This is a genomic window from Alteromonas sp., from assembly GCF_984505615.1.
This window is the reverse complement of record NZ_CFHOXV010000008.1, coordinates 46,935-73,517: the sequence shown is the minus strand read 5'-3', so window position 1 is coordinate 73,517 and position 26,583 is coordinate 46,935. Positions and strand designations below refer to the sequence as shown.

The following is a 26,583-nucleotide window of genomic DNA, read 5'->3' as shown; positions in this document are numbered from 1 at the left end:
ACAGCTGATGTTAGATTACATATTGAAGTTTTCACTCAGAAGGAATCTGCTCGTACTTGCCCTGGTGCTTGCTGCTGCAGCTCTGGGAGTGTGGAATTACACAAAGTTACCAATTGATGCAGTACCTGATATTACCAATGTACAGGTTATGATCAATACGGAAGCCGGGGGCTATACGCCTCTGGAGGTTGAACAACGCATTACATTTCCGCTTGAAACGGCGTTGTCAGGATTACCGGGGCTGACATATACCCGTTCGGTATCCCGTTACGGGCTTTCGCAGGTTATTGCTGTATTCAGCGACGAAACAGATGTTTATTTTGCCAGACAACTTGTCTCTGAACGGTTAAGTTCAGCGGCGGGTGACTTACCTGCAGATTTGAAACCTGAGTTAGGTCCCATTGCCACCGGACTGGGTGAAATATTTATGTTTACCGTGGATGCAGAACCGGGAGCACTTAATGCCGACGGCTCACCTGTCACACCTGTTGATCTCAGAACCATTCATGACTGGACAATCCGGCCGCAATTAATGCGTGTTCCCGGTGTGGTTGAAGTGAATCCGATTGGTGGTTTTGAAAAAGAAATTACCGTAGCGATGAAACCGGAAAATATGCTGGCTTTTGGTATATCACAGCAACAACTTATCGATGGTATCGCCGGCAATAATCAGAATCAGGGTGCCGGTTTTATCGAGCGTAATGGTGCCCAGCTTTTGCTCAGGGTACCCGGGCAGGCAATGACGGTTGAAGACATTGGTATGCTTCCGGTTGCAATGCACAATGGCCGTTCAGTACTGGTAAAAGATGTGGCGACAGTGTCAGAGGGTCATGCACTCAGAAACGGTGCAGCAACGCAAAACGGCCGCGAAGTTGTGATGAGTACGGTGTTTATGCTTATCGGTGAAAACAGCCGGAAAGTAGCCGGTGCCGTGGGTGAAAAGCTGAAAGAAATTAATAAGAATTTGCCGGAAGGGATTGAGGCAACAGCTGTTTATGACAGAACGAAGCTGGTGGACAACACGCTGACCACCGTACAGACGAACCTGATAGAAGGGGCTTTGTTTGTTATCGTCATTTTATTTGTACTGTTAGGTAACTTCAGAGCAGCGTTTCTCACAGCACTGGTTATTCCTTTTGCCATGCTGATGACGATAACCGGTATGGTGGAGGCCGGTGTCAGTGCTAACCTGATGAGCCTGGGGGCGCTGGACTTCGGGTTACTGGTTGATGGGGCAATCATCATCGTTGAAAATTGCCTGCGAAGACTGAGTACTGAGCAAGCAGGAACCAGTTCACTTAAAACACGGTTAGACATAGTATTTTCTGCTACTTCGGAGGTGATTAAGCCGGCCCTTTTCGGTGTGTTTATCATCACTGCCGTGTATCTGCCTATTTTTGCACTTGAGGGTGTAGAAGGTAAGATGTTTCATCCCATGGCGCTTACCGTTGTGATTGCGCTGATCAGTGCCATGATTTTATCTGTTACCTTTGTGCCCGCCATGGTTGCTTTGTTGTTCAGAGGCAAAATAAAAGAACGGCACAGCCCGGTTATAAAAATAGCTGAAGCGGCATACAAACCGCTGCTTAGCGGAGTATTAAAAGGTCGCTGGTTCATTGTTGGTGGCGCGGTATTACTGGTCGCGTTTTCAGTCCGGCAGGCAACACAAATGGGCAGCGAATTTGCACCGGATCTCGATGAAGGCGATATTGCTATGCATGCCCTCCGGATACCGGGTACGTCACTGTCTCAGGCTATTGCCCTGCAGGAAGCACTGGAAGAACGCATCAGGGAGTTGCCTGAAGTGGAGAGGGTGTTTGCTAAAATTGGTACTGCTGATGTGGCAACGGATGCTGTGCCGCCCAGTGTTGCAGATAACTTTATTATTCTGAAACCACGAAGTGAATGGCCGGACCCAGCCAGAACGAAAGAGGATGTAGTCAATCAACTTGCAGAATTAGTCAGTGATATTCCCGGCAACCGTTATGAATTTCTTCAGCCTATTCAAATGCGCTTCAACGAACTTCTTGCAGGTGTCAGAGCTGAACTGGCAATTAAAGTGTTCGGCGATGATTTTGAAACGCTGACTGCGTTGGCTGCCAGTATTGAATCTTCTGTGTCAGGGGTGGAAGGCATTGCCGATATTCAGGTAGAGCAGACCACAGGTTTACCGGTTCTGAGTATTGTGCCGGACAGACTGGCACTACAGAAATATGGGATGAGCATCGCAGATTTGCAACGTCAGTTTGCGACAGCAACAGGGGGATATCAGGCCGGCATTTTCTATGAAGGTGATGTGCGTTCAAATATTACTGTCCGTCTGAATGAAAACGCGCGAACAAATATTGATGATCTGGCCTGGCTGCCGGTACGGTTGCCCGGTGGACAAAGCGTTCCGTTGCAGGAACTGGCATCCGTCGAAATGTCTGTCGGCGCAAACCAGATAAACAGAGAGAACGGCAAACGTCGGGTAGTGGTAACAGCCAACGTTCGCGGGCGTGATCTGGGATCCTTTGTTGCAGATGTTCAGCGGGCTGTCTCAGACAATGCAGAGCTTCCGGAGGGGTACTGGGTTGAGTATGGTGGCACATTCGAAAAATTGCAGTCTGCTTCTGACAGATTAACGATTGTGGTGCCGGTGACTCTGCTGTTGATCATCGGATTACTCATTCTGGCCCTTAACTCTGTCAAAGACGCGTTGATCATCTTTACCGGTGTGCCGCTGGCGCTGACGGGAGGAATTGCAGCATTGTTGATACGTGATATTCCCTTTTCCATTTCCGCAGCAGTCGGTTTTATCGCGTTGTCCGGTATCGCCATACTGAATGGTCTGGTCATGGTGTCTTTCATCAGAGAGCTGCTCACCAGAGGGAAGAACCTTACCGGTGCGATTACTGAAGGGGCGTTAACACGGCTCAGACCCGTGCTGACCACGGCGCTCGTGGCTTCTTTGGGTTTTATTCCGATGGCGTTGAACTCCGGCATTGGGTCTGAAGTACAGCGACCGCTGGCCACTGTTGTGATAGGTGGAGTAATCTCATCTACAATACTCACACTTTTTGTTCTGCCTGCGCTTTATCGCATATTGCACAGGGATAAATAGTTATTCGCAAAGCGGTACGACGAAGCCGGCGTATCGCTTTTGTTTTATTAAGCAGAAATGTTTATTCGCACATTAAAACGCAGCATAGAATGCTTTTATCCAAAAAATAATCAAAAAAACCTATAGGTCATCGGTTTTATATGGCAATCTGATGACAGCTTAAAAAGAGGTGTACTAAAGTACCCGTTAAGCCATTGCCTTCACCTGTTAGAATAATATCTGTTTATGTAATCAACCTTGCATGACAGTTTAATAATGAAAGTCAGAGGGAAGTAAAGCATGCAAATCAGTCACATTTTTCTAAACATTGCCAGCATGGCGACAGTGTGCTTTGCGATGACCTGGTTTGTACAATGCCTGGTCTTTCCACTGGTTTCTTCATTTGTTTTTACTCTGGCGCATCAGCAACGACGTTTCTTACTGTGGAGCTGGGTGTTACTTCCATGGTGTATAGCTGCGCTTTGCAGCGGCATTTTTGCTTACAATACGTTTGGTGAAGGTTCTGCGGATTTTCTGCCTGTAATGGCTCACTGGCACCATCTGTTTGAATTTGAATGGATGACCTGGCACGGCACGCTCCTGGCGTTCTTTTTAATTTTTACCTGTATTGCCATTTACCGTTCTGTGCACAGCGCAATCTCCCATATTACTTCTTTGCACGGGTTATTCCTGCTTTCAAAAAGTCGTGAATCGGGGGGATCGGCTTCTTTCAATGAGTTCACTTACAACGAAATTCAAAGTGAACGCCCGATGGCCTTTACAGCAGGCATTTTTAAACCTGAATGTTATGTTTCAAGTGCATTGGTTGACAGATCAGTTCCTGCTGAATTGGCGATAATTTTAGATCATGAATTTGCCCATAAGCGCAATTATGATCCGTTGAAAAAGTGGTTGTTTCATTTTTTAAGTGGTTACTTTATCCGTAAGCACAGCAAACAGTTGATGTCACACTACGCGTTGGCGGTGGAATTACGGGCTGACCAGGAGGCTGCACTAAGGAGCGACAATCTGGATGTTGCTGCCACCCTGGTTGCTGTATCCAAAAGACTCCGTCAGAACACGTCTGAAAGTAAGCTTTGTACTGGCTTTGGTAATGATTTTATCTCTCAGCGGGTAAGGTATCTGACGTCACCCGGCGAAGTGTCTTTCAAAGCACCGGTGTTTGGTCTGACAGCGATGGTCCTGCTCTTTGCTGTCAACGTCTTGTCATTAGATAACCTGCATCACTATATTGAATCTTTATTAAACTTCTGACCTGAGATTACTTTTCAGGTTTAGCTAACAGCAAAAAACCGATTGTCGATAGGTTTTTATTACAGGAAAACGAAATGAAAAAATCATTAGCAACACTTCTCATCTCTTGTTTGTTCGCAGGCACACTCACCGTTTCTGAAGCGATGGCTCATGGCAATACAGAGCCTCAGTTTGGCGGGGTTGTAAAAATAGTCGGGGAGTATTCATTCGAACTTAAGCAAATGAGTGACAACGTCAGTGTGTGGGTTTTCTACGATGGTGAACCGCTGAACGCCTCTGATCTGGCACTCACGTTAAAAGTTAAAGGTGAGGGGAAAAAAGACAGTCTTGCGCTTACCGCAGCAGATGGCAATGAGTTTACCGGTAAGGTGAAAATTGACTCAGGAGATACCGCACTGGCGCTGCTGACGCTGGAAGATGGTTATTCCAAGATTGTTGCAAAATATAAGTTCTGACAGGTCAGCAGATGAAAAATATGACGTTTTATGCACGCTTGCTGATCTGCTTTTCCGTAGTGTTTGCTGGTTCTGCATTTGCTCACGGTGTGGCCGACGGAGACAGGGCATTCCTGGAAGCGAGTTCGGGATTGCAGGTCATTCCCTATATTTATCTTGGTGCCAAACACATGGTGACGGGTTATGACCATCTGTTGTTTCTGTTTGGTGTTATTTTTTTCCTGTACCGCCTTAAAGATGTCGGGATTTACGTCACTCTTTTCGCCTTAGGCCACAGTATCACGCTGCTTTTTGGTGTGTTATCAGGCATCCACATTAATGCGTACATCATTGACGCAATTATCGGATTATCTGTGGCTTATAAGGCACTTGATAATGTCGATTTTTTCCAGCGTTTCTTTGGCATAACGATAAACAACAAAGCAGCCGTGCTGGTATTCGGGTTGTTTCACGGCTTTGGCCTTGCCACAAAACTGCAGGATTTTTCACTGTCTGAAGACGGTCTGGTTGGCAATATCATCGCGTTTAACGTGGGTGTTGAAATGGGGCAGATGATAGCGCTCTATCTGATGTTAATGCTGGTGTTGTTACTGCGCAAGTTACCTGATTTTCAGCGATATGCCTTCTTATCTAACATGGTGCTGGTCACAGCCGGTGTCACTTTAACAATTTATCAGCTATCCGGACTCGTGTGGGGTGAAGTATGAACGGCGAAATGAATATGGTCTCAAATCAACAAGTGATTAAAGGACTGATAGGAGCCACTGTTGCGGGCATCGTACTGGCTGTAACAGTGGTTTTACCTGCTGAATATAACAAAGACATTACCGGCATAGGTAAAGCACTGGGATTGACCACGCTAAACGCAGCGGTGCCCGATGAAGATGGTGAAGTGACAGGAGGCGGAAACGGTGACTTTATTTTTGCCCAAAGCACGGGGGAATTTAAAAGCGACACAGTAACGTTCACGTTACCTGAATATGAAGGCGTAGAGGTAAAAGCGCTGCTAAAAGCCGGTAACGGAATGAGCTACGAGTGGTCGGCCAATGGCGGTGAACTTTATATGGATATGCACGGAGAAAAGCTGGGTGCCGGTGATGAGTTTGAGAGCTATAAAAAAGCCAAGGCAATATCTGCTGACAGCGGCATCTTTAAAGCGCCTTTCGAGGGAACGCACGGATGGTACTGGCAAAATATGAGCGACGAGCCTGTGGAAATTACAGTCAAAGTCGCCGGATTCTATAGCAGTGTTAAAACAATAAACTAACGTTGAAGAGGAACTTATGTACAAAAAATTACTGACATTTTGCGCCACAGCACTACTGGCGTCACAGGTAAATGCACACGGAATCTATTTTGCCGAGCGCGCAACGCAACTGGCGATGATTTACGGTGTCGGGGCAGACGATTTAGATACGGTTAAGCGACTACCCAAAGTAGAAGCGATCCACGGTTTCGATGAGGACTGGGATACAGTAGACGCTGAATTAACTCCTGCCGGACCGTTACTTCTGGTAACCAGTGATGATTATCCGGTTGCTGTGTCTGCTGTACTGAATAACGGTATCTGGAGTAACACCGGAGAAGGTCACTGGATTGGTGCCGGACGTGATGAAGTTCCGGATGCTATTTTAAGTGAAAAAACCTACAAATACGCGGTTCACCTGCGTGGACCTCTACGCAAAGTACCAGCTCTGGAAGATCAAGTTCTGCAAATTGTACCAGTAGGAGATAATTTTCCGCTTCTGCTAGGTGAAGACATGACCTATCAGGTGCTGTATAAAGGCAAGCCGGTGGCCGGAGCCAATGTGAAAGCTGATTTTGTCAACGACCCGGACGCAACGCCTGTCGTAACCGGAAAAGACGGTAAGGTGACCATGCCTGTCAGGAATCAGGGGTTAAACGTAGTTGTGGCTACCTTTGACGGTCCGGCAGATGATCCCAAAATCGTCGATAAAATCGAACATCTTGCTACATTTTCTTACGTATTACCGCACGCGCCGGAATAAGTCTGTTTAATATCTTCTGTAAGGGTTGGTATTCTCCAACCCTGAGCTATCAGGAAAAATAATAATGAGTGAAAACACCACCCAGGCAGCAAGTGCAATAAGTAAACGTATTGCTTCTATCGATATTCTCCGTGGACTGGTCATGCTTTTTATGCTGGTTGACCACGTCAGGGAAAGATATTTCTATCATCAAAATGTATCAGATCCCATGGACATTGATGTAACCAGTCCTCAGTTATTTTTTACCCGCATCAGCGCGCATTTTTGTGCACCGGTATTTGTATTCCTGACCGGTTTGTCTGCGTGGTTGTATTCCCACCCTGCGAACAAGCCTGTACGCTCTGCAACACCGTTCTTATTTAAACGGGGTCTGTTCATTATTTTTATTGAGATTGCAGTGATCAACTGGCTGTGGATGGGCACCTACGACACATTGTGGTTGCAGGTAATGTGGGCAATTGGTGTGAGTATGGTTGTACTTTCTGTGCTTTGTCATTTACCGGCAAAACTGATTCTGGCACTGGGGCTTCTGATTGTATGTGGTCATAACCTGTTATCACCAATCAGCTTTGCGCCGGGGGAAACCGGCTACACCCTGTGGGCTATTTTGCATGACCGCGGTTTTATATTTACTTCTGAAGCCTTCCGTATTAAAGCGTCTTATCCCGTGCTTCCGTGGATAGGTGTGATCCTGCTGGGTTACAGCATGGGGCCGGTATTTTCCCGCAATGTTGCCTCGCCGCAGCGTAAAAAAGTATTGCTGGGTCTGGCTTTATCCATGTGGGGAGTACTGCTGGTCCTGAGGGGCTTCAATATCTATGGAGAAGTCATGCCATGGGAAACACAAGCCACAGCTATTCAGACCGCGATGGATTTCATTAACTTTACCAAATATCCGCCGTCACTGGATTTCGTGTTACTCACCCTGGGCGGGGCATTTTTAGTGCTGTTTGCTTTAGATACAGTGAACAATAAATTCACACAGGTCATTGAGTCATTCGGTTCAGCACCCATGTTTTTCTACATCGTGCATCTGTTCGTGCTGCTGGTCAGTTATCGTATTGTGCTCAATCTTGCCGGACCGAACTACGGTGACTTGTTTGCCTTCGATTATGTCTGGCAGGTATGGCTGGTAGCTGCGCTTCTGGCTGTTGTGTTGTATTTCCCCACAAAAGCATTTTCACGCTTTAAACACAACAGTACCAACCCGCTGGTTAAATATTTCTGATGTAACCCGTGTTTTCCCCTGCGTTTTTGCGCAGGGGAATTACAGAAAACCAATGTTCTCTTTCCTGCCTTAAAAGCTGAAACAGTATTCATCTGAGTGAAAAATCAGTTGTCAGCGCCGGTCCTTCCGTTAGTATAAATTTAATGCTGAATTAAGCTGCAAGATGCCACAAAGCAAAGTATCAGATAGCTGAAATTGCTTATGGTCAGCTACAACCGGCACTCCCACACCTATAAAGATAAGGAACAGATCATGACGTTGAAAACGGTTGCAGGTATTGCCTGCTTTGTCGGGCTGTCATTCACTACTGCCGCATCTGCTGCGAGTTTCACAATAACCAGCGAAGACATGGCAGCAGGGGAACCCATGTCCAAAGAGCAGGAATTCAAAGGTTTCGGGTGTGACGGAGATAATTTGTCTCCACAGCTTTCATGGCATGATGCACCGGCAGGAACAAATTTCTACGCACTCTTCGTATACGATCCGGATGCACCTACCGGAAGCGGCTGGTGGCACTGGCAGGTAGTCAATATTCCGGCCAGTACCACTGAATTACCCACCGGCGCGGGCAGTGCAGGGAGTATGGTATTACCGGAAGGCAGTATGCAGATAGTGAATGATTTCGGTTATGCCGGCTTTGGCGGAGCGTGTCCACCTGAAGGTCATAAAGCGCACCGCTATCAGTTCACGGTATTCGCATTACCGGAAAAATTGTCACTGCCGGACAATCCGTCAGGCGCACTGACAGGGTACATGGTGAACATGAACGCATTAGGAAAAGCCACTCTGGAAGCGACTTATCAGCGCTGAGTGACGTAATTATCAGCGCCGGAATGACCAGGAAGAGAAAAGCGGGTGTTAAAACCCGCCTTCACAGAAGTAAGCAATATACAAGAAGTCATCCAGGCCGTAGTGAGAGCCTTCACGGCCATATCCAGATGCTTTGATACCGCCGAAAGGTGCCTGTTCGCTGGCAACCGCACCTTCGTTGACGCCAATCACACCCGCCTGCAGAGCATCTTTCAACCGGTGAATCCGGTAATGGTCGCGGGTGTAGAAGTATGCCGCCAGACCATATTCTGTGTTGTTAGCTTCTTCAATGGCTTCGCTTTCTGACTGAAAACGGAACAGAGGAAGCACCGGGCCGAACGTTTCTTCAGTGAACAGGCGCATGGCATTGTTTGCATCGGCAATGACGGTGGGCTCGACGAACAGGGTGTCGTCAGGCGCTTTATTCCCGCACAGTACAACGCCGCCTTGTTCCACTGCATCGCTAATATGGGCGTTAATTTTATCCACGGCCTTTTGATTAATCATCGGGCCGATGCGGGTATCTTCGTCCAGAGGGGAGCCCACTTTTAACGCTGCCACTTTGTCCGTCAGCCGGCTGGCAAATTCATCATAAATACTGTCTTCTACATAAATGCGGTTAGGACATACACAGGTTTGCCCGCCATTTCTGAGTTTGGCAGCCATTAAGCCTTCAACCGCCGCGTCTAAATCTGCATCAGCGAACACGATAAAGGGCGCATTGCCGCCTAATTCTAAAGACAGCTTTTTCAGCGTACTGGCACAGCGCTCTGCCAGATAGCGGCCTACCTGCGTTGAACCTGTAAAGCTGAGTTTTTTCACTAACGGATCTTTAAGCCAGGCATCAACGGCAATGGCCGTTTGTTCACGACTGGCTGTGACCACATTCACCACACCCGGCGGGAAGCCTGCAATATCGATAAGTTTTGCCATCATCAGTGCCGTCAGCGGGGTATCTTCCGCCGGCTTAACCACTACCGTGCAACCGGCCGCCAATGCTGGCGCAATTTTCCGGGCCAGCATAGCAAACGGGAAATTCCATGGTGTGATAACCGCAACAACGCCCACCGGCCGCTTTTCTACGGTTTGCACTTTACCGCTGCCAGCTTCAGGTAAAATATCGCCCCGAAGCTGCATGATTTGCTGAGAAAACCATTTTACGTAGGAAGCGCCATAGGCCACTTCGCCTTTTGCTTCTGCCAGCGGCTTACCCTGTTCTGTGGTCATGGTAAGTGCAAGATCATCAATATTTTCGTTGATGACTGCGTACCATTTCTCAAGCAGTGTGGCCCGTTCACGGTGACTGGTTTTACCCCAGCTCTGAAATGCTTTTTGTGCAGAGCGGGCAGCATGGGCGGCATCAATGGCGTCACTGTCGGGCGCACTGGCAATCCGTTCACCTGTGGCCGGATTGATAACCGGATACGTCATGCCGGAAATCGCATTCTGCCACTTTCCGTTAATGTAGTTTTGCGTGCTGAGTAGTGTCTTATCTTTCAGCGTCATTCCTGTTTCTGTCGTCACGTTGCTGTTAAACCCTTAAAGGTGAGAAAGAATGGCGTCACCCATGGACTGTGTGCTGGCATTGCCGCCCAGATCCGGAGTGGTAATGTCGCCTTTTAAAGCGGTTTCTATGGCTTTGATGATAGCATCGTGGGCCTCTGCACCGGAGCCTGAATCTTCAGTGAGGAACTTCAGCATCAAAGCACCGGACCAGATCATACCAATGGGGTTGGCGATGTTCTTACCGTAAATATCCGGCGCCGAACCGTGTACCGGCTCGAACAGGGATGGAAATTTTCTTTCAGGGTTTAAATTAGCAGAGGGTGCAAGACCAATGGTGCCGGTACAGGCCGGCCCCAGGTCAGACAAAATATCACCAAACAGGTTGGAGGCTACCACCACATCAAACCGCTCCGGATTCATGACAAAACGGGCTGAAAGAATATCGATGTGTTGTTTGTCCCACTGAATATCGCTGTAGTCTTTACTGATGGCTTCGGCACGGGAATCCCACCAGGGCATACTGATGGCCATACCGTTACTTTTTGTTGCCACTGTCAGTTTCTTCGCATCACGCTGACGCGCGGTTTCAAAAGCATATTTTAAAACGCGGTCGGTACCGTGACGGCTGAATACCGATTGCTGTAATACCACTTCACGCTCAGTGCCTTCATACATAATACCGCCAATGGATGAGTACTCGCCTTCAGTATTCTCCCGTACAACCACAAAGTCGATTTCATCAGCACGGGGCGTCGACAGGGCACATTTTACCCCTTCGAAAGTACGCACCGGACGCATGTTGATGTACTGATCGAATTCACGGCGGAAAGTAAGAATAGAGCCCCACAGTGAAATATGATCAGGCACTGACGCTGGCCAGCCAACGGCACCAAAATAAATGGCATCCATGTCTGACACTAACTCTTTCCAGTTTTCCGGCATCATACGACCATATTCGGCGTAGTAGTCGCAATCACCCCACTTGAATTCCTGGAAGTTAAGGGGGATGCCGAATTTCTTTGCAGCCGCTTTTACAATTTTCAGCCCTTCAGGCATGACTTCTTTTCCGATGCCATCACCGGCAATTACTGCAATATTAAACGGTTTCATTAGCGGGCTATTTCCTTCTTAACCATATCTAAAGACAACACTTCATCGAGGGTTTTCTGTAACAGGTAAAAGAGTTCATCAAAATCTTCTTTGCTGTAACAGAGCGCCGGGGCAAAGCCGAGAATATTGTCGCCAAATGCACGGAAAATCAGTTTATTCTTCCAGGCAATATCAGCAATGACCTCATGCAAGCCCAGTTCTGCCGGAAATTGACGTTTCGTAGATTTATCTGCCACCAGTTCTACAGCAGCCAGCAGGCCCTGATTTCGTACATCGCCCACAAGAGGATGGCTGAGTACCGATTGTAATTTGTCTTCGAAATACGGCGTCATGGCCTGCGCATGCTCCAGCAGGCCTTCTTCGTAAATACTGATCACTTCCAGCGCAACAGCGGCACTGACCGGATGGGCTGAATACGTCTGGCCGTGGCCGACTACCGCAGAACGGTGTGGACCGTCGGCGATACCTTTGAATATTTCATCTGACATCATCACAGCACCCATCGGCACGTAGCCGGATGTTAAACCCTTTGCCATTGTCATCATGTCGGGTTGAATATTTTCGTGTTCACAGGCAAACATTTTTCCCGTGCGGCCAAAGCCGGTAATGACTTCATCGACCACAAATAAAATACCCAGTGATTTACACGCTTTGGCAATGGCGGTTAACCAGCCTTTCGGGGGCACGATTACGCCACCGGAACCCACAACCGGTTCACAGAAAAACGCAGCCACATTGTCTGCGCCCAATGCTGAAACTTTATCTTTCAGTTCCTGTACAGACGCGTCGATGAGGGCCTGTTCGGTGTCAAAGTCGCTACGGTAAAAATACGGACAGGCTATATGATGATGTGTCGGCAGCGGCACATCGAAATTAGCATGAAAAGCTGGTAGGCCGGTTACCCCTGCGCCCACCGACGAAGAACCGTGGTAGCCCCGTTTCAGCGCAATAATGTGTTTTTTCTGAGGTTTGCCAATAGCATTGTAGTAATAGGTAATATAACGCAGCGCGGCATCCACAGCGTCAGAACCACCCAGAGAGAAATACACATGCTGTAATGAGTCTGGTGTAATGGATACCAGTTTCTCAGCCAGTTTGATTGCCGGTTCGCTGCCGAATCCGAAATAGCCTGTGGCATAAGGAAGTACCGACATTTGTTTGCTGGCCACATCGACAATGCGTTGTTCCCCGAAACCTACATTCACACACCATAAGCCTGCAAATGCATCCAGATAGGTTTCTCCCTCGCTGTCGGTCACCCGGGGGCCTTTGCCGGATTGTAAAATTTTGACACCTTTTTGCTGGTGACCACGGAAATCAGATACCGGATGGATCAGGTACTGGCTGTCCAGTTCTTTCAGGGCAGAGGTTTGCATGATGACATTCCATATTTGTATTTATTAAGCGAAGTGTGCGCGCCGCTCAATGTTTATGATTTTTTAAGACATCTGCGTGATTTATCCGGCGAGAAAAAAGACGGAGGTAAAGAAACGCAGAGCAAATTCAGCTTGATAATAGTAGCGCTGCGCCAGTTCGTTTATCTTTCGAACGATTTGAGATAAAGGTGTGGAAATATTGTTTTTGTCAGCTTCTCAGCAAAATATGCTGCGATTAATGCGGCATGATGATTAAGCAGGAGTGATGCGACAGCAGCATTGTTTTAAACCGTGGCACTGTACAAGCGATGTCACGGGAAACGGGCCATTTTCAGGCGTTCTGGCCGGTTGAAAAGCAAATGAAACGATGCGGCATACTCTGCTGATTGTACAAATAAAACAGACGCATCATCCCGTGGTAACATTTCATTTTGGTATTTTTATACCGTTACCGCGTGGTGTAATAGATTCGACATAAAAATTACATAGCTGGAACCAACAATGAGTGCATTTAAACCTAAATATATTTCTTTCGACTGCTACGGCACCCTGATTTACTTTGAAATGGCGCCCATTGCGCAGCGACTGTTTGCAGACCGGATCACACCGGAGCAAATGCCTCAGTTCGTAAAAGATTTTTCAGCCTACCGTTTAGATGAAGTACTTGGCGCGTGGAAGCCTTACTCTGAAGTGGTCCGCAATGCCGTTACCCGTTTATGTAAGAAATGGGGCATTGAGTATCGCGACGAAGACAGCGTAACAATTTACAAGGCTGTACCTACGTGGGGACCGCACCCTGATGTGGTTGAACCGTTAAAGAAAGTGGCTGCTGAGATCCCGCTGGTCATTTTATCCAATGCGGCAAACGAGCAAATCAATTCGAATGTGGCCAATCTTGAAGCGCCTTTCCACGCTGTGTATACCGCAGAACAGGCGCAGGCTTATAAGCCCCGCCTGCAAGCCTTTGAATATATGATTGATAACCTGGGCTGTAATCCTGAAGACATTCTTCATGTTTCATCCAGCTTCCGTTATGACCTGATGTCAGCGCATGATATCGGCATAAAAAATAAAGTATGGGTAAACCGTGGCCATGAGCCGGCTAACCCGTTCTATGGCTACACCGAAATTAAAGACATCAGCGGATTACCGGGCGTAGTCGGACTGTAAAACATGAAAAATACGTCGTACTGGTTAGATACAGCCCCCACGCTTTCACTACCGGAAAGTCCGGCCAATGCCACAGTTGATACCGTGGTGATAGGCGGCGGCTTTACCGGCTTGTCCACTGCGCTGGCCTTAGCAAAACGGGGCGCAACAGTGGCGCTGGTTGAAGCCGGCACTATCGGTTCGGAAGCGTCCGGCCGTAATGGCGGGCAGTGTAATAACGGTACGGCGCAGGATTATGCCGGGCTTGTCGCAACATATGGCGAAGAAAAAGCCCGCGCGTTCTATACGTTTTATAATGATGCTGTTGGATCTGTTACCCGCATTGTGCAGGAACATCAGATTGCCTGTGATTTCAGAGTGGCCGGAAAAATTAAACTGGCTGCTAAACCTGAACACATGGAAAAGCTGGAAAAAACACATGCTGCGCTGATCCAGTCAGTCGATCCTGATGCAAAATTACTGGATAAATCCGCGCTGGAAAAAGAAATCGGTTCCGGTTCGTTTTACGGCGGGTTGCTTACACCCAACGGTGTGCAACTGCATGTGGGTAAACTGGTCACGGGCCTTGCACAGGCTTGTGTGCAGGCAGGCGCCATGCTGTTTCAGCATCAACCAGTCACGCAGGTCCGTAAGCTGAATAATCAGTCATGGCAGGTGACTACGCCGGTGCAAACACTACAGGCAAAGCAGGTTGTGGTTGCCACCGGCGGCAGTGGCCCCGGCCCGTTTAGCTGGTTTCGCCGCCGCATTGTGCCGGTGGGCAGCTTTGCTGTTGCCACCGCGCCGTTGTCAGATGAACTGGTAGCTGAATTGTTCCCCGGCAACCGTTCCTACGTGACCAGCAAAAATATCGGTAATTATTTCCGTTTAACGCCGGATCAGCGTTTGCTGTTCGGTGGCCGCGCCAGATTTGCCGTATCTAACCCGAAATCAGATGCCAAAAGCGGCGTGATATTGCGTCAGTCTCTGGATGACATGTTCCCGCAGCTTGCCAGCACAAAAATTGATTATTGCTGGGGCGGAACGGTGGACATGAGCGCAGACCGCTTACCGAAAGTCGGACAGCACGATGGCCTTTTTTATGCCATGGGTTACAGCGGTCATGGTGTTCAGATGGCTGTGCACATGGGGGAAACCATGGCGGATTTAGTAGAGGGCAAACCCTCGCACTGTCCCTGGATTTCCAACGACTGGCCAGCGGTGCCACTGCACTTTGGAAAGCCCTGGTTTTTGCCTTTTGTCGGCTTGTATTACCAGCTCCAGGATAAACTTCATTAAGCGTAGAACGTTACGTGTCATGACGGAAGGTGTTACAACATGAAAGAACGACGTTCTCTGCATTCTGTGTCGCAACACGACAGAAGAAAATTATTAAAAGGGCTGGGCGCTGCGGGTGTTGCTGCGGCCAGCGGACTATGGTTGCCAGCCCATGTGCTGGCTGAAACCACTCTGCCACAAGTTAGTGATAAGCCCGTTTATGGTGGCCGTATCCGTGTCGCCAGTACCTCGGTGTCGACCAAAGATACCCTCGATCCCGCCAAAGCTTCACTGGGTACTGATTACACCAGAATCTATACGCTCTACAGCGGTTTAACGCAGTTCAACCGTGAAATGGGAGCCGACCTGGCACTGGCTGAATCCATGGAGAGTCAGGATCAGAAAAGTTGGCAAATTACCTTAAGAAAAGGGGTGACATTTCACAGCGGAAAGTCGCTGACATCTGCCGATGTGGTGTATTCACTGTTACGCCATAAAGATCCTTCGGTGACTTCACGTGTTGCACCCATTGCTGCTCAATTCGAAAGTGTGAAGGCTACCGGGTCGCACTCTCTGGTCATTGAGCTGACCTCTGCCAATGCTGACTTACCCGTCATCCTGGCATCTTCAAATTTTTGCATTGTTGCCGACGGCACCACAAATTTCCGTGACAGCGCAGATGGCACCGGACCTTACAAACTGAAATCATTTTCTCCGGGCGTACGCACGGTATTTGAGAAAAACCGGAATTTCTGGAAACCCGGTAAGCCTTATCTGGATGAAATAGAGCTGGTGGGTATTGCTGATGAATCTTCACGGGTGAATGCATTGCTGGCCGGCGACATTCACATGATGGTTGCAGTAAACCCCCGTTCCACAAAGCGGATAAGAAATTCAGAACGCTGCGATGTGATGCAAACCGAGTCTGGCTTATATACCAATTTAATTATGCGTCAGGATGTGTACCCGACGAATAATCCGGATTTTGTCACCGCAATTAAATACATGTTCGACCGTCCCCTTGTTAAGCGGGCATTGTTCCGCGGCTACGCCACGATTGCTAACGATCACCCTGTGCCGCCTTCGCATAAATATTCTAATGCTGATTTGCCCCAGCGCCCCTACGATCTCGATAAAGCCCGCTATCACCTGAAAAAAGCAGGTATGCAGGGAGCCCGTTTGCCGGTATTTGCTACTCCAGCGGCAGAAGGTTCTGTTGATATGGCCGCGTTGCTGCAGTTATCCGGTATTGAGGTGGATTTGAAACTCGGTATTAACCGCGTACCTGCCGACGGCTACTGGTCGAATCACTGGATGAAGCATCCTATGGGTTTCGGCAACATTAATCCCAGAGCTAGTCTGGATGAACTGTTCACCCTGTTCTACAAGTCTGATGCGCCGTGGAATGAGTCCGGCTGGCAAAATAAGCAGTTCGACCAGCTACTTCTGGCAGCCAGAGGGGAAGGGGACGAAAGTAAACGCAAGCAGATGTATCAGAATATGCAAACCCTTATCAGTCAGGGAAGCGGAGTCAGTATTCCCGTGTTTATGAACCTCATTGACGGTTTCGATAAACGCATAAAAGGTTTCTATCCCATTCCGACAGGTGGCCTGATGGGATACACATTTGCTGAACATGTCTGGCTGGATGCATAGGAGTTTGTGGCAATGAAAATTATTTTGCAGTTGTTGCTCAAACGATTGTCATCGGCGTTAGTGACATTACTGATTGTGTCTGCAGTGGTGTTTACCATCGCTAACTTGTTGCCCGGCGACGCCGCGCAGGAAATGTTGGGCCAGAGCGCGACACCTGAAGCTGTTGCAGAGCTGCGGGAAGCCTACGGACTGAATGATCCTCCGTTAACCCGGTATGCCAAATGGTTAACCGGCCTGATACAGGGAGATGCAGGTCAGTCACTGGCAAATGCGCGGCCGGTAAGTGCCCTGATTGGTGAGCGCATCAGTAAATCACTCACGCTGGCAGCGTTCACCACGTTAATTGCGGTGCCGTTCGCTCTCACGCTTGGCATTGTTGCGGCTATGTACAGCGGTTCCCGCATTGATAAAACCATCAACCTGTTTACGTTATCGATGGTGGCGGTGCCGGAGTTTTTGCTGGCAACGATTTTTGTGCTGATTTTCGCCGTAGAGCTGAACTGGTTGCCGTCATTATCTTATATTGCACCGGATGCCTCTTTAAGTGATTACCTTCGCGCTTTTGCGATGCCGGTGCTGACACTTTGTATGGTGTTGTCGGCGCAGATGGCCAGGCTGACCCGCGCTGCGGTACTTGAACAGCTTTCCCAGCCTTATGTTGAGATGGCATTGCTGAAAGGGTCAACATTGTCCCGTGCAGTGGTGCGCCACGCACTGCCAAACGCTATTGGTCCCATCGTCAACGCGGTTGCCCTCAGTTTGTCTTACTTATTGGGCGGGGTGGTCATTGTAGAAGTGATTTTTAATTACCCTGGTCTGGCGAGCCTGATGGTAGATGCCGTGACAAACCGCGATATGCCGTTGCTTCAGGCTTGTGCCATGCTGTTTTGTACCGGCTATCTGATCCTCGTTCTGATCGCTGATGTTGCCGCCATTGTGGCTAATCCCAAACTGCGGCATGGAGGTTGATCATGCGTATTAATCTGAGTCAGTTGCCGGTTTCCGGAAAAATTGGTTTAACCGTTATTGTTTTCTGGTTGTTTATTGCCGTATTGGGTCCGTTTATGGCGCCTCACAGCGGAAACGCCATTGTTGCATGGGAAGTGTTTGAGCCGGTGAACAGTGAATTCTGGCTGGGTACAGACTATCTGGGTCGTGATGTACTGAGCCGTATGCTGGACGGTGCCCGCTATACGATTTTTATTCCCCTTGTTGCTGCCGGTCTCGCCTGCGCCAGCGGTACGTTAATCGCCCTGTTTTCATCTGTCAGTTCACGACGCACCGATGAAATCATCAGCCGTCTTATGGATGCATTGATATCCATTCCCAGCAAAATTTTTGCTCTGGTGATGATTGCTGCATTCGGCTCTTCCGTTACTATTTTACTGGCTATCACAGCCTTCAGTTACATGCCCGGTTCGTTCAGGATCGCCAGAGCACTGGCTGTGAATGTTGCCAGTATGGACTTTGTTACCGTGGCCCGTACCCGTGGCGAAGGCAGCTTCTATTTAGCTACCAGGGAAATCCTGCCTAATATTGTGCACCCCATGCTGGCTGATTTTGGTCTGCGCTTTGTGTTCGTTGTGCTGTTGCTGAGTAGCCTGAGTTTTCTGGGACTGGGCGTGCAACCGCCCGAGGCAGATTTGGGTTCGCTGGTCAGAGAAAACATTTCCGGACTGGCAGAAGGCGCGCCGGCAGTCATCGTCCCTGCGCTAGCCATCGCGACCATTACCATTGCAGTGAATCTGTTTATCGACAGTTTCCGTGGCAGCGCCACCTATTCCGCAGGAGATAAATAATATGTCATCTCATGTTTCGGTTAATAAACTCGAAGTCTCCGCGGGGAAGGGCGACAGCAAAAAAGTAATCGTAAAAGATGTCAGCTTTACCCTAGAGCGCGGAGAAGTGCTGGCCCTTATCGGTGAATCCGGCTCGGGTAAAACAACCATCGCCATGTCGTTACTGGGCTATGCCCGGCCGGGTTGTTATATCACCGGTGGTGAAGTCGCGGTGGGCGGGCAGAGTATGCTCGGGTTGAGCGATACTATACTGGCGTCATTGCGGGGCCGGAAAGTGGCATACGTTGCACAAAGTGCGGCTGCGGCGTTTAATCCCTCCCGGAAAATCATGGAGCAGGTGATAGAAGGTGCATTAATTCACGGCGCCATGAGCCGGGCTGACGCACAGAAAAAAGCCACGGAGCTGTTCAGGCAGTTGTCGTTGCCTCATTACGATACCATCGGGAACCGTTATCCCCACGAGGTATCCGGTGGTCAGTTGCAACGGTTGATGGCAGCGATGGCCCTTCTCTGTGACCCTGAACTGGTTATTTTTGATGAGCCGACTACTGCACTGGATGTCACCACTCAGGTGGATGTGCTCAAAGCGTTTAAAGCGGCGGTGAAAGCCAGGAATACCACGGCTGTGTATGTATCCCATGATTTGGCTGTGGTTGCCCAGATGGCCGATCAGATCCTTGTTCTGCAACATGGCAAAATGGTCGAGCACAACACCACCACTGAAATCTTAAATCACGCAGCTGAGCCCTATACCCGTCAGTTGCTGGCCGCGGTGTCTCACGGTGCGTCCGGATTAAACCGGCCAACGGCAAAAACAGTCCTGGAGGTCAGTAATATTGTTGCTGGCTACGGTAAAATTACCGCAGAAGGTTTACCGCAAATTCCTGTTTTGCATGACGTGTCTATTAAAGTTGAAAAGGGCAAAACCGTCGGCATTATCGGTGAGTCCGGTTCCGGAAAATCGACATTTGCACGTGTTATCGCAGGTTTAATTCCCGCAGCGAAAGGGTATATGTTGCTGGACGGAAAGGAGCTGCCGGCATCCATTTCGTCTCGCAGTAAAAGTGAATGTCAGCGTGTGCAGATGGTGTTCCAGAATGCGGATACTGCGCTGAATCCGGCGCAGAAAGTGGGGGATATTATTGGCAGGCCCTTAACTTTCTTCCATGGCATGAAAGGGGAACAACAGCGTGCACGTGTGGCAGAGTTGTTAGCGCTGGTGCAATTACCCGCTGAACTGGCTGATCGTAAATGCGGCGCGCTGTCCGGCGGGCAAAAGCAACGTATCAATCTGGCCCGCGCGCTGGCTGCGGAACCGTCGGTTATTTTATGTGACGAGGTGACATCAGCGCTGGATACTGTTGTTGCCGCAGCCATTTTAGAGCTGCTGAAAGATCTGCAGACGAAGTTGAATATAGCCATTGTTTTTATCAGCCACGATATACCTACTGTGCGTACTTTATGTGACGATGTGCTGGTTCTCTATAAAGGTAATGCGGTGGAATACGCGAGCGGTGAAGCGGTAAGTACTGCGCCTTCCCACGATTACACGAAGAAGCTGGTGGCCAGTGTTCCCACGTTAGACCCGGGCTGGCTGGACTCAAGACCGCCTGCTGCGTAATGCGCTGGAAAAGGCCAGCTGTGCCCACAGAGCGGCATCGTCGGGATCATCATAAATACAATCAGGTGCACTGTAGTATTGCAGTGCGACCTGTTTGCCTTGCCTGCTGTAAGTAAACGGCTCACAGCCTTCATGAATAAATTGCTGGCTGGTCTCCTTATCCGCTTTCAGATACAGCAAATCATCAATGACGATGGCGAACATGAGGCCACTGTGGAACAGACCTGTTCCGCCAAACATCCGCCGTGTTGTTACCGGTTGCAACGTTGAAAATACATCATGCAGGCTATCAATAAATTCTGAGGTCATAACGTTCTGTATTTATTTTCCGGCTTGTGGCTCAGCTTGACGCTCAGCATACAGCAAACCAAAGCGGTGATTGCCCTTAACTGCACGGTGATACAAAATACCTGCGGTAAGCATCAGCCCGAGAAATTCAGCTGCAGGGCCCGCATACCAGATTCCCCATTCTCCCCACATAAGCGGCAACACAAAGATTAACGGCAGGGCAAACAGGTACGTTTTGGCAATCGTTAATATTCCCGCCCGTCTCGCATCACCAATACTTTGAAAGTAGAAGCTAATCAGCATTAAAGGACCAATCAGAAATAAGGCGAGACTGACGACAGGCAGCAACCTGGCAATCTCATCCGTAACGGCGGGATCGTCCACAAACAAGTGACCAACGTCAGCCCGCAGCCACCATAATAACCCTTCGGTGACCACGCCATAAAACAGCGCAACGCCGACAGCGATGCACAAGCTGCGGTTAGATCGCTGATATTGCTGCGCGCCCACGTTATTGCCCACAATGCTCTGCATCGCGAGGCCAAGCCCCAGCAGTGGTAAGTACACGAAGGTCAGAACCCGTGTGATCACACCATAAGCACTTACGGTTACTTCGTAGTTGTCCGGTAGCCATTGTTGCAGGCTAAACAAAATAGCCCCGGAAGTCAGTGCTACACCCACGTAGGTGAGGCTGGATGGTGCGCCCAGAGACAAAAACTCACGCCATCTGTTACGTGCACCCGTGATGGCGAACAACGGCAGACCGGTGCGGTTTTTATGGCTGCGGCGAAAAGCCCAGACAGCACATAATGCAATAATTTGTGAGGCTACCGTGCCGTATGAAGACCCGGCCACGCCCATTTCCAACAGCACAATAAAGACATAATTCATCACGCCGTTACCCACTGTTGTTATCAGAGAGACCAGTGCAATAAAGCCGATGTGACCTTCACTGCGCAAGCTGTCCGAAGCGATGGCCAGCCAGAAAAATAACGGAGCACCATACATAATGATGCTCATATAGGTAAAGCTGGTAGCTGCCTGCGCAGGATTATCGTTGTTACTGGCCAGTGCCAGTGACTGGCCTGACAGGGTGAATACGAGCATCAGAAGAACGCTTATCATCAGCGCCAGTGTGAGTGCTTGTGCATAGGCGTTACGGGCTTCGTCATACCGGTTTGCTCCCAGCAAGCGGGCCATTACACTGGCGAATCCACTGGCAATCCAGGTGGACAGGGCTATCAGAACCATAAATAACGGAAACATCGCTGTGACCGCTGCCAGCGCATCCGCCCCCACAAATACACCAATAAAGTACGCGTCTACCAGGTTCAGTGAGCCGCTTACGACCATCATCAGAATGATGGGCAGTGCAGTTTTTAAAAATACCCGCGTAAGGGGCGGGGTGACATACGGGTTTTGATTAGTTTGTTCCGTCATTTGTGTCTTTTCCTGTAGAGGTCAAGCTTATGAACTTGTCCCTGTATATTGCCTGCAGCGCCTGAGGCCAGTTTGCTATTGCCTGCGTGAAAGCTGTTTCATCCAGCCGGTACAGTGCTCTTGAAGCTGCTTCAAAACCAGCCTCATCTTCAAATACCCGCATCATATTGTAGAGCTGATCCTGCTTAATGCGACGTGCCTGCTCAGGTGTCATCTGAGCCATGGCTGCGTCGATAAGCTTGCGTAACGTCGTCGATGCGCCGCCACGCTGTAACGACAGCCATTCCCAGTGTTCAGGTAACAGCGTCACTTCTTTTGATTTCACGCCAAGCTTAGGACGCCCCCGCTTTTTAACCTGCGGCATTAATGAAACAGGCAAACGGCTGATTACGTCTTCAGCATCGCCGCGCCAGTCGATATCAGTGCGTTTACCGTCATCTAACTTAAATAAGTAAGGCTCAGCGTCAGGAAACTGTTTCACTGTTTCACGAATAACCGCCGGCAATTCACCCTGCGCGATGAGAGTTTTGTTATGGATTGCGATGTAGATGTCACCCACAGATTTGTACCCTTTATTTTTGCCTGGGTAAAAATAGCAGGTGTTTGGAATTTAATCAATATTATCGGGGTAAAAATGGGGTATGTAGTCATAAACAACAAACCCCTCCGCGACAGAGGGGTTTGTGAACTATATGTGCCGCTTCGCATCAGCGGCTCTGATGTTTAATGTAGCCTATTCTACGCCAACCACAGCTTCGGATGTAGATGAGTTGTAGAGTGATGCTGCATTGTCGGTATCTAACGACTCACCTTCAAGATATGACTCGAAATCATCCTTAAAGATTTGCGCAGAGCCCGCTGTATCTGAGTAGATCGTGAAGTTATCCACGGATACCACCCCGGTGTCGGGTCTTGTACCGCTGTTATCTCCGAAGCGTACTGCGATGTGTGTAACGCCACCAACAGAGTTGTTATCTGGTGTAAATCCGTCAGTAGTCATTCTTACACCATCAACTTCAACGGTTACCAGAGGGGTCACTTCCAGATTACCTTCAGGGTATTCCCAGGTCACAACCACGTTCATAAACTGGTCGGGTACAACTGTAGCGGCAGATGTGTCAACATCACCCGGGCTGCGCACGCCAAAGCCATCGTCTTTGATACGCAGATCTAAAATGGCGCCGTCGTTGTTTGTTGCTGAGTTAAACAGGGTGATAAATGCATCACCGTCACCCAAATCATCGTCAAGACGTTTGATATCCACTTCAAACCGACCCTGGGCCAGCGGGCCATCATCACCCAATGCATATCTCAGTTCACCTGTGTCAGAGGCATCTGTGTCCCGGATTTCTGCGAACTTGTTGCCGTCTGTACCCAACCCACCGTCATTTCCAATGGTTTCTACTGTTGCTTCTGAAGTGCTTGAGTTATAGAGAGAAGCCGGGTTGTCAGTATCCAGTGAATCGCCATCTGCAAAAGATTCAAAATCATCTGAAAAGACTTCAGTAGTGCCATCGGTGTCTGAGTAAATAACGAGGTCATCAATGGTAAACGTGCCAGTGTCTGCTCTTACACCGCTGTTGTCGCCAAATCTGAATGCTACGTGGGTCACACCACCCGTGGAACTGTTATCCGGTGTCAAGCCTTCAGCAGCAAAACTGACACCATCAATTTCAACGGTCACCAGAGGATTTACGTCAAGGTTACCTTGCGGGTATTCCCACGTAATAACAACATCCATGAACTCATCAAGTCTCACTGTTGCAGATGAGGTATCGACGTCGCCGGGACTCCGGAGACTAAAACCATCGTCTTTGATACGAAGATCTACAATCGCGCCATCGTTGTTAGTTGCTGAGTTGAATAAAGTGATAAATGCATCGCCATCACCGAAATCGTCATCCTTACGCATAACAGAAGCCGTCACTCTGCCCGCAGCAAGCGGTCCATTATCCCCAAGGGCATATCGCAATTCACCAGTGTCACTGTCGCTCGTATCTCTGATTACGGCAACCTGATTGGCGCCACCAGTTTCACCGCCGACTCCTGATATGGTAATTGACACTTCTGCAGTAGTCCCGTCTACAGAGGATATAGTAATGGTATCCGAGACCCGCTCACCACTCACCAGTGCTGCGATGGTGGGATTGGCAGTGTCAAGGGTATAGGTCCAGGAACCGTCTTCCATGATGGTGAACATACCGTAAGTACTTACGGTGGATGCGGGAGCAACAAATGCTTCGCCATCATCCGGATCAAGCACACTGACCATGCCCGTTGCCGGTTCAATGGCATCACTTGTTATGGCGCCGTTCAAATTAAAGAACACTGCCGGGGTTGGTTCAGCTTCACCATCACCCACATCAAATACCACGACTTCAGAATATATTGCCAGGCTATATAAGCTGGAATCGCCGTCCAGGGTTTCGCCTGTTGCGTAACTTTCGAAGTTATCTTCAAATACAGCTGTAGTGCCGGCTTCATCTGAATATACGGTAATGTTGTCTACATAAAATGAGCCAAATGGAATCGTTCTGTCGTTGTCACCAAATCTGAATTGTACGGTTTGTACGCCGTCGGCAAACCACTGATCCAAGTCTGTAAAGTCAGAATCAACTACAGCAGCTGTTGAAAACGAACCGCCACCGATGACTTCTCCGTTGATGCTCACGGTCAACTGTTCGTTACTGTCCATGTTCCAGGTGATTTCTACATCATAAAACTGCTCTTCAACAAATGGCGCGGTGACGACTGAACCCGGGTAAGCATCGCTGTCGGTATTACGAACAAGGAAGCGGGGCTCAATGGGGAGGCCGTCACTATCAGTTTGATTGCCCTGAACACGTAAGTCGATAAGCGACTCACTTGAACTGCCTGAGCTGCCGTAAAGAGTGATATAGGCATCTTTGATGTTGCCATCGCTACCGAGGGCCTCTTCTTTCGAGAAAGATGCCTTTAGCTTGCCCTGACGGAGGTTATCAACGCTGAATCTGATTTCACCAGTATCACCACCTGTATCTGAGATTTTTACAACTTGCGTCAATGCAGCAACGCGAATTGCAATTTCGGCAGTGGTGCCATCAACCGATTCGATATTGACGTAATCACGCACTGAATTGCCCACTTCCAGATTCGCCACGGTTTCATTCTCAAGGTCAACGGTATAAGACCATGCACCATTTTCAGTGATGCTGAATGAACCATAATCAAGCGCTACATCAGTTTGAGGTATTATGGCATCTTCTAAGAAGTTAGGATCGTCTACAGTAACAAAGCCAGTGAGGGGATCTGATGCCGTATTTTCCACAGTCCCCGACAAAGTTCCACCAATGATGGCTGTAACCGGCGTATTGTTGTAGCCAATAGCTGCGCCTACGATGTTTAGCATTGATTCATCCACATCCCCGGCAACTGCAGATGATGTTTGTAAGCTAACTTGTGCCGATTCGAGAGCATCCAGGTTGTCCTGAGTGAATGCCCCGTCGGCCAAATCGGAAGCGAGTTCAGCCAGCAGCGCTGCCATATCATTACCGGCATCATTGGCATCAAGAGAAGATAAGAGCGCCAGTACGGACCCATATCTGTCGGCATTTTCAGCACCGTCTGCTCCTAACGGTGTTACACCTACAGCAGTTGGCGACACCTCGGTTGCGTCAAAACGAATACCAAAACGCAGGTGATAGGCTGCAGCGACATCCGCGTAGGTATTTAAGTTTGAAGCTGCGCCTTGCACTGCTATTTCAGTTAACGGGGACACCACGTAGGTGGGAGCAGGAGTGTCTTCATTGCCTTCAACAACATTGATTACTGAACGCATTGCTGGTGCGTCCAGCGTATTGCCAGTAGCTTCGTCAAGGTAGTTTCCGCCAGTACAGGATACCAGACCGTTGCCTTCAAAATGCACGTCGGTAAAAGTCACGTTTCCGGTTTCACCGGAAGTTGCAGACGCCTGCGCGGGTGTTATTGCAGCGCCATTGTCGTCGATGGCAAAAATTTCACAACTTGCGCCACTCACAGGGCCTTTGACAATGTTTGCGGTAACTTCAAGTGTGGGAAGTATAACCGGAGTTGATGCTCCGACGCCTTCAGTAAAACCTGCTTCATCGGTGTAATTGGCAGATACAGTAATTACCGAACCCTCATCTGCTTCCGTGATAGTGTAGGTCGTACCTGTTGCGCCGGTAGACCATGCGTATTTTAGGGTATCCGCGATAATGCCATCAGGATCATTTGCGGTAGCAGTGAGTGTTACGCCTGCAATAAACTCATCGCCTGATAGTGTAATACTACCACGATTATTCTTGTCCAACTCCGCCTCATCATCGCCTCCACATCCTGCTAACGCTGTAGCAGCCATGACCGGAATAAGTAACTTTTTAACCATGCTTTCTACTCCTGAAAGTGCCAGTTCCCAAGTGTTGTGTTTCGTTTCAGATACGGTGGTACCCACGCAAAACAGGCACACTTGAGAGGTCATGCCAAAACAAGCCGTTGTGATTTT

At 49.0% G+C, this 26,583-nt stretch carries 21 protein-coding genes; 14 read left to right on the top strand and 7 right to left on the bottom strand.

The features are described from left to right. The first annotated feature begins 7 nt into the window (after window positions 1-7). From AC4PME_RS07485 to AC4PME_RS07450, 8 genes are all read left to right on the top strand, one after another. Entirely contained in the window at window positions 8-3,103 is a 3,096-nt protein-coding gene (locus AC4PME_RS07485) for an efflux RND transporter permease subunit (RefSeq protein WP_491045612.1), read from the top strand. Between the two features lie 279 nt (window positions 3,104-3,382). Beyond that, window positions 3,383-4,357, top strand: coding sequence for a M56 family metallopeptidase (locus AC4PME_RS07480; protein ID WP_491045611.1), 975 nt, complete (start codon window positions 3,383-3,385; stop codon window positions 4,355-4,357). 74 nt (window positions 4,358-4,431) lie between these two features. After that, window positions 4,432-4,812 carry a hypothetical protein gene (locus AC4PME_RS07475; RefSeq protein WP_491045610.1) on the top strand — a complete coding sequence of 127 codons (381 nt, stop codon included), beginning with the start codon at window positions 4,432-4,434 and terminating at the stop codon, window positions 4,810-4,812. Between the two features lie 20 nt (window positions 4,813-4,832). Further along, the gene (locus AC4PME_RS07470; RefSeq protein WP_491045661.1) at window positions 4,833-5,519 is read left to right on the top strand and encodes a HupE/UreJ family protein; all 687 of its coding nucleotides are present in this window, start codon (window positions 4,833-4,835) and stop codon (window positions 5,517-5,519) included. 14 nt (window positions 5,520-5,533) lie between these two features. Next, complete coding sequence (locus tag AC4PME_RS07465) at window positions 5,534-6,079, top strand: hypothetical protein (protein ID WP_491529539.1); 546 nt, start codon at window positions 5,534-5,536, stop codon at window positions 6,077-6,079. 16 nt (window positions 6,080-6,095) lie between these two features. After that, the gene (locus tag AC4PME_RS07460) at window positions 6,096-6,821 is read left to right on the top strand and encodes a DUF4198 domain-containing protein (RefSeq protein WP_491045608.1); all 726 of its coding nucleotides are present in this window, start codon (window positions 6,096-6,098) and stop codon (window positions 6,819-6,821) included. A 64-nt stretch (window positions 6,822-6,885) separates the two neighbouring features. After that, on the top strand, window positions 6,886-8,049 hold the full coding sequence (locus AC4PME_RS07455; RefSeq protein ID WP_491045607.1) for an acetyltransferase domain-containing protein: 1,164 nt from the start codon (window positions 6,886-6,888) through the stop codon (window positions 8,047-8,049). A gap of 252 nt (window positions 8,050-8,301) precedes the next feature. Next, on the top strand, window positions 8,302-8,859 hold the full coding sequence (locus AC4PME_RS07450; RefSeq protein WP_491045606.1) for a YbhB/YbcL family Raf kinase inhibitor-like protein: 558 nt from the start codon (window positions 8,302-8,304) through the stop codon (window positions 8,857-8,859). A 48-nt stretch (window positions 8,860-8,907) separates the two neighbouring features. Here the strand turns inward: AC4PME_RS07450 and AC4PME_RS07445 are convergent, their stop codons facing one another. Genes AC4PME_RS07445 through AC4PME_RS07435 form a run of 3 tightly spaced genes read right to left on the bottom strand, consistent with a single transcriptional unit; the run spans window position 8,908 to window position 12,851 of the window. Continuing rightward, window positions 8,908-10,365: an NAD-dependent succinate-semialdehyde dehydrogenase gene (locus AC4PME_RS07445; protein ID WP_491045660.1), complete on the bottom strand. Its 1,458-nt coding sequence runs from the start codon at window positions 10,363-10,365 to the stop codon at window positions 8,908-8,910. 33 nt (window positions 10,366-10,398) lie between these two features. Then, window positions 10,399-11,475 carry a tartrate dehydrogenase gene (locus tag AC4PME_RS07440; protein ID WP_491045605.1) on the bottom strand — a complete coding sequence of 359 codons (1,077 nt, stop codon included), beginning with the start codon at window positions 11,473-11,475 and terminating at the stop codon, window positions 10,399-10,401. Then, complete coding sequence (locus tag AC4PME_RS07435; protein WP_491045604.1) at window positions 11,475-12,851, bottom strand: aminotransferase class III-fold pyridoxal phosphate-dependent enzyme; 1,377 nt, start codon at window positions 12,849-12,851, stop codon at window positions 11,475-11,477. The genes AC4PME_RS07440 and AC4PME_RS07435 overlap by 1 nt, the downstream gene beginning before the upstream one ends. A 501-nt stretch (window positions 12,852-13,352) precedes the next feature. Between AC4PME_RS07435 and AC4PME_RS07430 the strand changes: the two genes are divergently transcribed. From AC4PME_RS07430 to AC4PME_RS07405, 6 genes are read left to right on the top strand one after another with little or no spacing between them, the layout of a single operon-like run. Beyond that, window positions 13,353-14,021, top strand: coding sequence for a haloacid dehalogenase type II (locus AC4PME_RS07430; protein ID WP_119501693.1), 669 nt, complete (start codon window positions 13,353-13,355; stop codon window positions 14,019-14,021). A 3-nt stretch (window positions 14,022-14,024) separates the two neighbouring features. Beyond that, the gene (locus tag AC4PME_RS07425; protein WP_491045603.1) at window positions 14,025-15,299 is read left to right on the top strand and encodes an NAD(P)/FAD-dependent oxidoreductase; all 1,275 of its coding nucleotides are present in this window, start codon (window positions 14,025-14,027) and stop codon (window positions 15,297-15,299) included. A 39-nt stretch (window positions 15,300-15,338) separates the two neighbouring features. Then, the gene (locus AC4PME_RS07420) at window positions 15,339-16,934 is read left to right on the top strand and encodes an ABC transporter substrate-binding protein (RefSeq protein WP_491045602.1); all 1,596 of its coding nucleotides are present in this window, start codon (window positions 15,339-15,341) and stop codon (window positions 16,932-16,934) included. 12 nt (window positions 16,935-16,946) lie between these two features. Beyond that, on the top strand, window positions 16,947-17,903 hold the full coding sequence (locus AC4PME_RS07415; protein WP_491045601.1) for an ABC transporter permease: 957 nt from the start codon (window positions 16,947-16,949) through the stop codon (window positions 17,901-17,903). Window positions 17,904-17,905: 2 nt separating this feature from the next. After that, window positions 17,906-18,733 (top strand): ABC transporter permease, encoded by an 828-nt coding sequence (locus tag AC4PME_RS07410; protein WP_491045600.1) that lies wholly within the window; start codon window positions 17,906-17,908, stop codon window positions 18,731-18,733. A gap of 1 nt (window position 18,734) precedes the next feature. Continuing rightward, entirely contained in the window at window positions 18,735-20,354 is a 1,620-nt protein-coding gene (locus AC4PME_RS07405) for an ABC transporter ATP-binding protein (protein WP_491045599.1), read from the top strand. Here AC4PME_RS07405 and AC4PME_RS07400 read toward each other — a convergent pair. The 4 genes from AC4PME_RS07400 to AC4PME_RS07385 all read right to left on the bottom strand — a co-directional run bounded on the left by AC4PME_RS07400 (window position 20,334) and on the right by AC4PME_RS07385 (window position 26,466). Next, window positions 20,334-20,663, bottom strand: a complete 330-nt coding sequence (locus AC4PME_RS07400; protein WP_490709450.1) for a TfoX/Sxy family protein — start codon at window positions 20,661-20,663, stop codon at window positions 20,334-20,336. The two genes, AC4PME_RS07405 and AC4PME_RS07400, sit on opposite strands and share 21 nt — an antisense overlap. A 12-nt stretch (window positions 20,664-20,675) precedes the next feature. Continuing rightward, window positions 20,676-22,082, bottom strand: a complete 1,407-nt coding sequence (locus AC4PME_RS07395; protein ID WP_491045598.1) for an MATE family efflux transporter — start codon at window positions 22,080-22,082, stop codon at window positions 20,676-20,678. Then, window positions 22,066-22,641 (bottom strand): DUF2239 family protein, encoded by a 576-nt coding sequence (locus tag AC4PME_RS07390; protein WP_491045597.1) that lies wholly within the window; start codon window positions 22,639-22,641, stop codon window positions 22,066-22,068. Before AC4PME_RS07390 ends, AC4PME_RS07395 begins: the two co-directional genes overlap by 17 nt. 174 nt (window positions 22,642-22,815) lie before the next feature. Beyond that, the gene (locus AC4PME_RS07385; protein WP_491045596.1) at window positions 22,816-26,466 is read right to left on the bottom strand and encodes a VCBS domain-containing protein; all 3,651 of its coding nucleotides are present in this window, start codon (window positions 26,464-26,466) and stop codon (window positions 22,816-22,818) included. Between the last annotated feature and the right edge of the window lie 117 nt (window positions 26,467-26,583).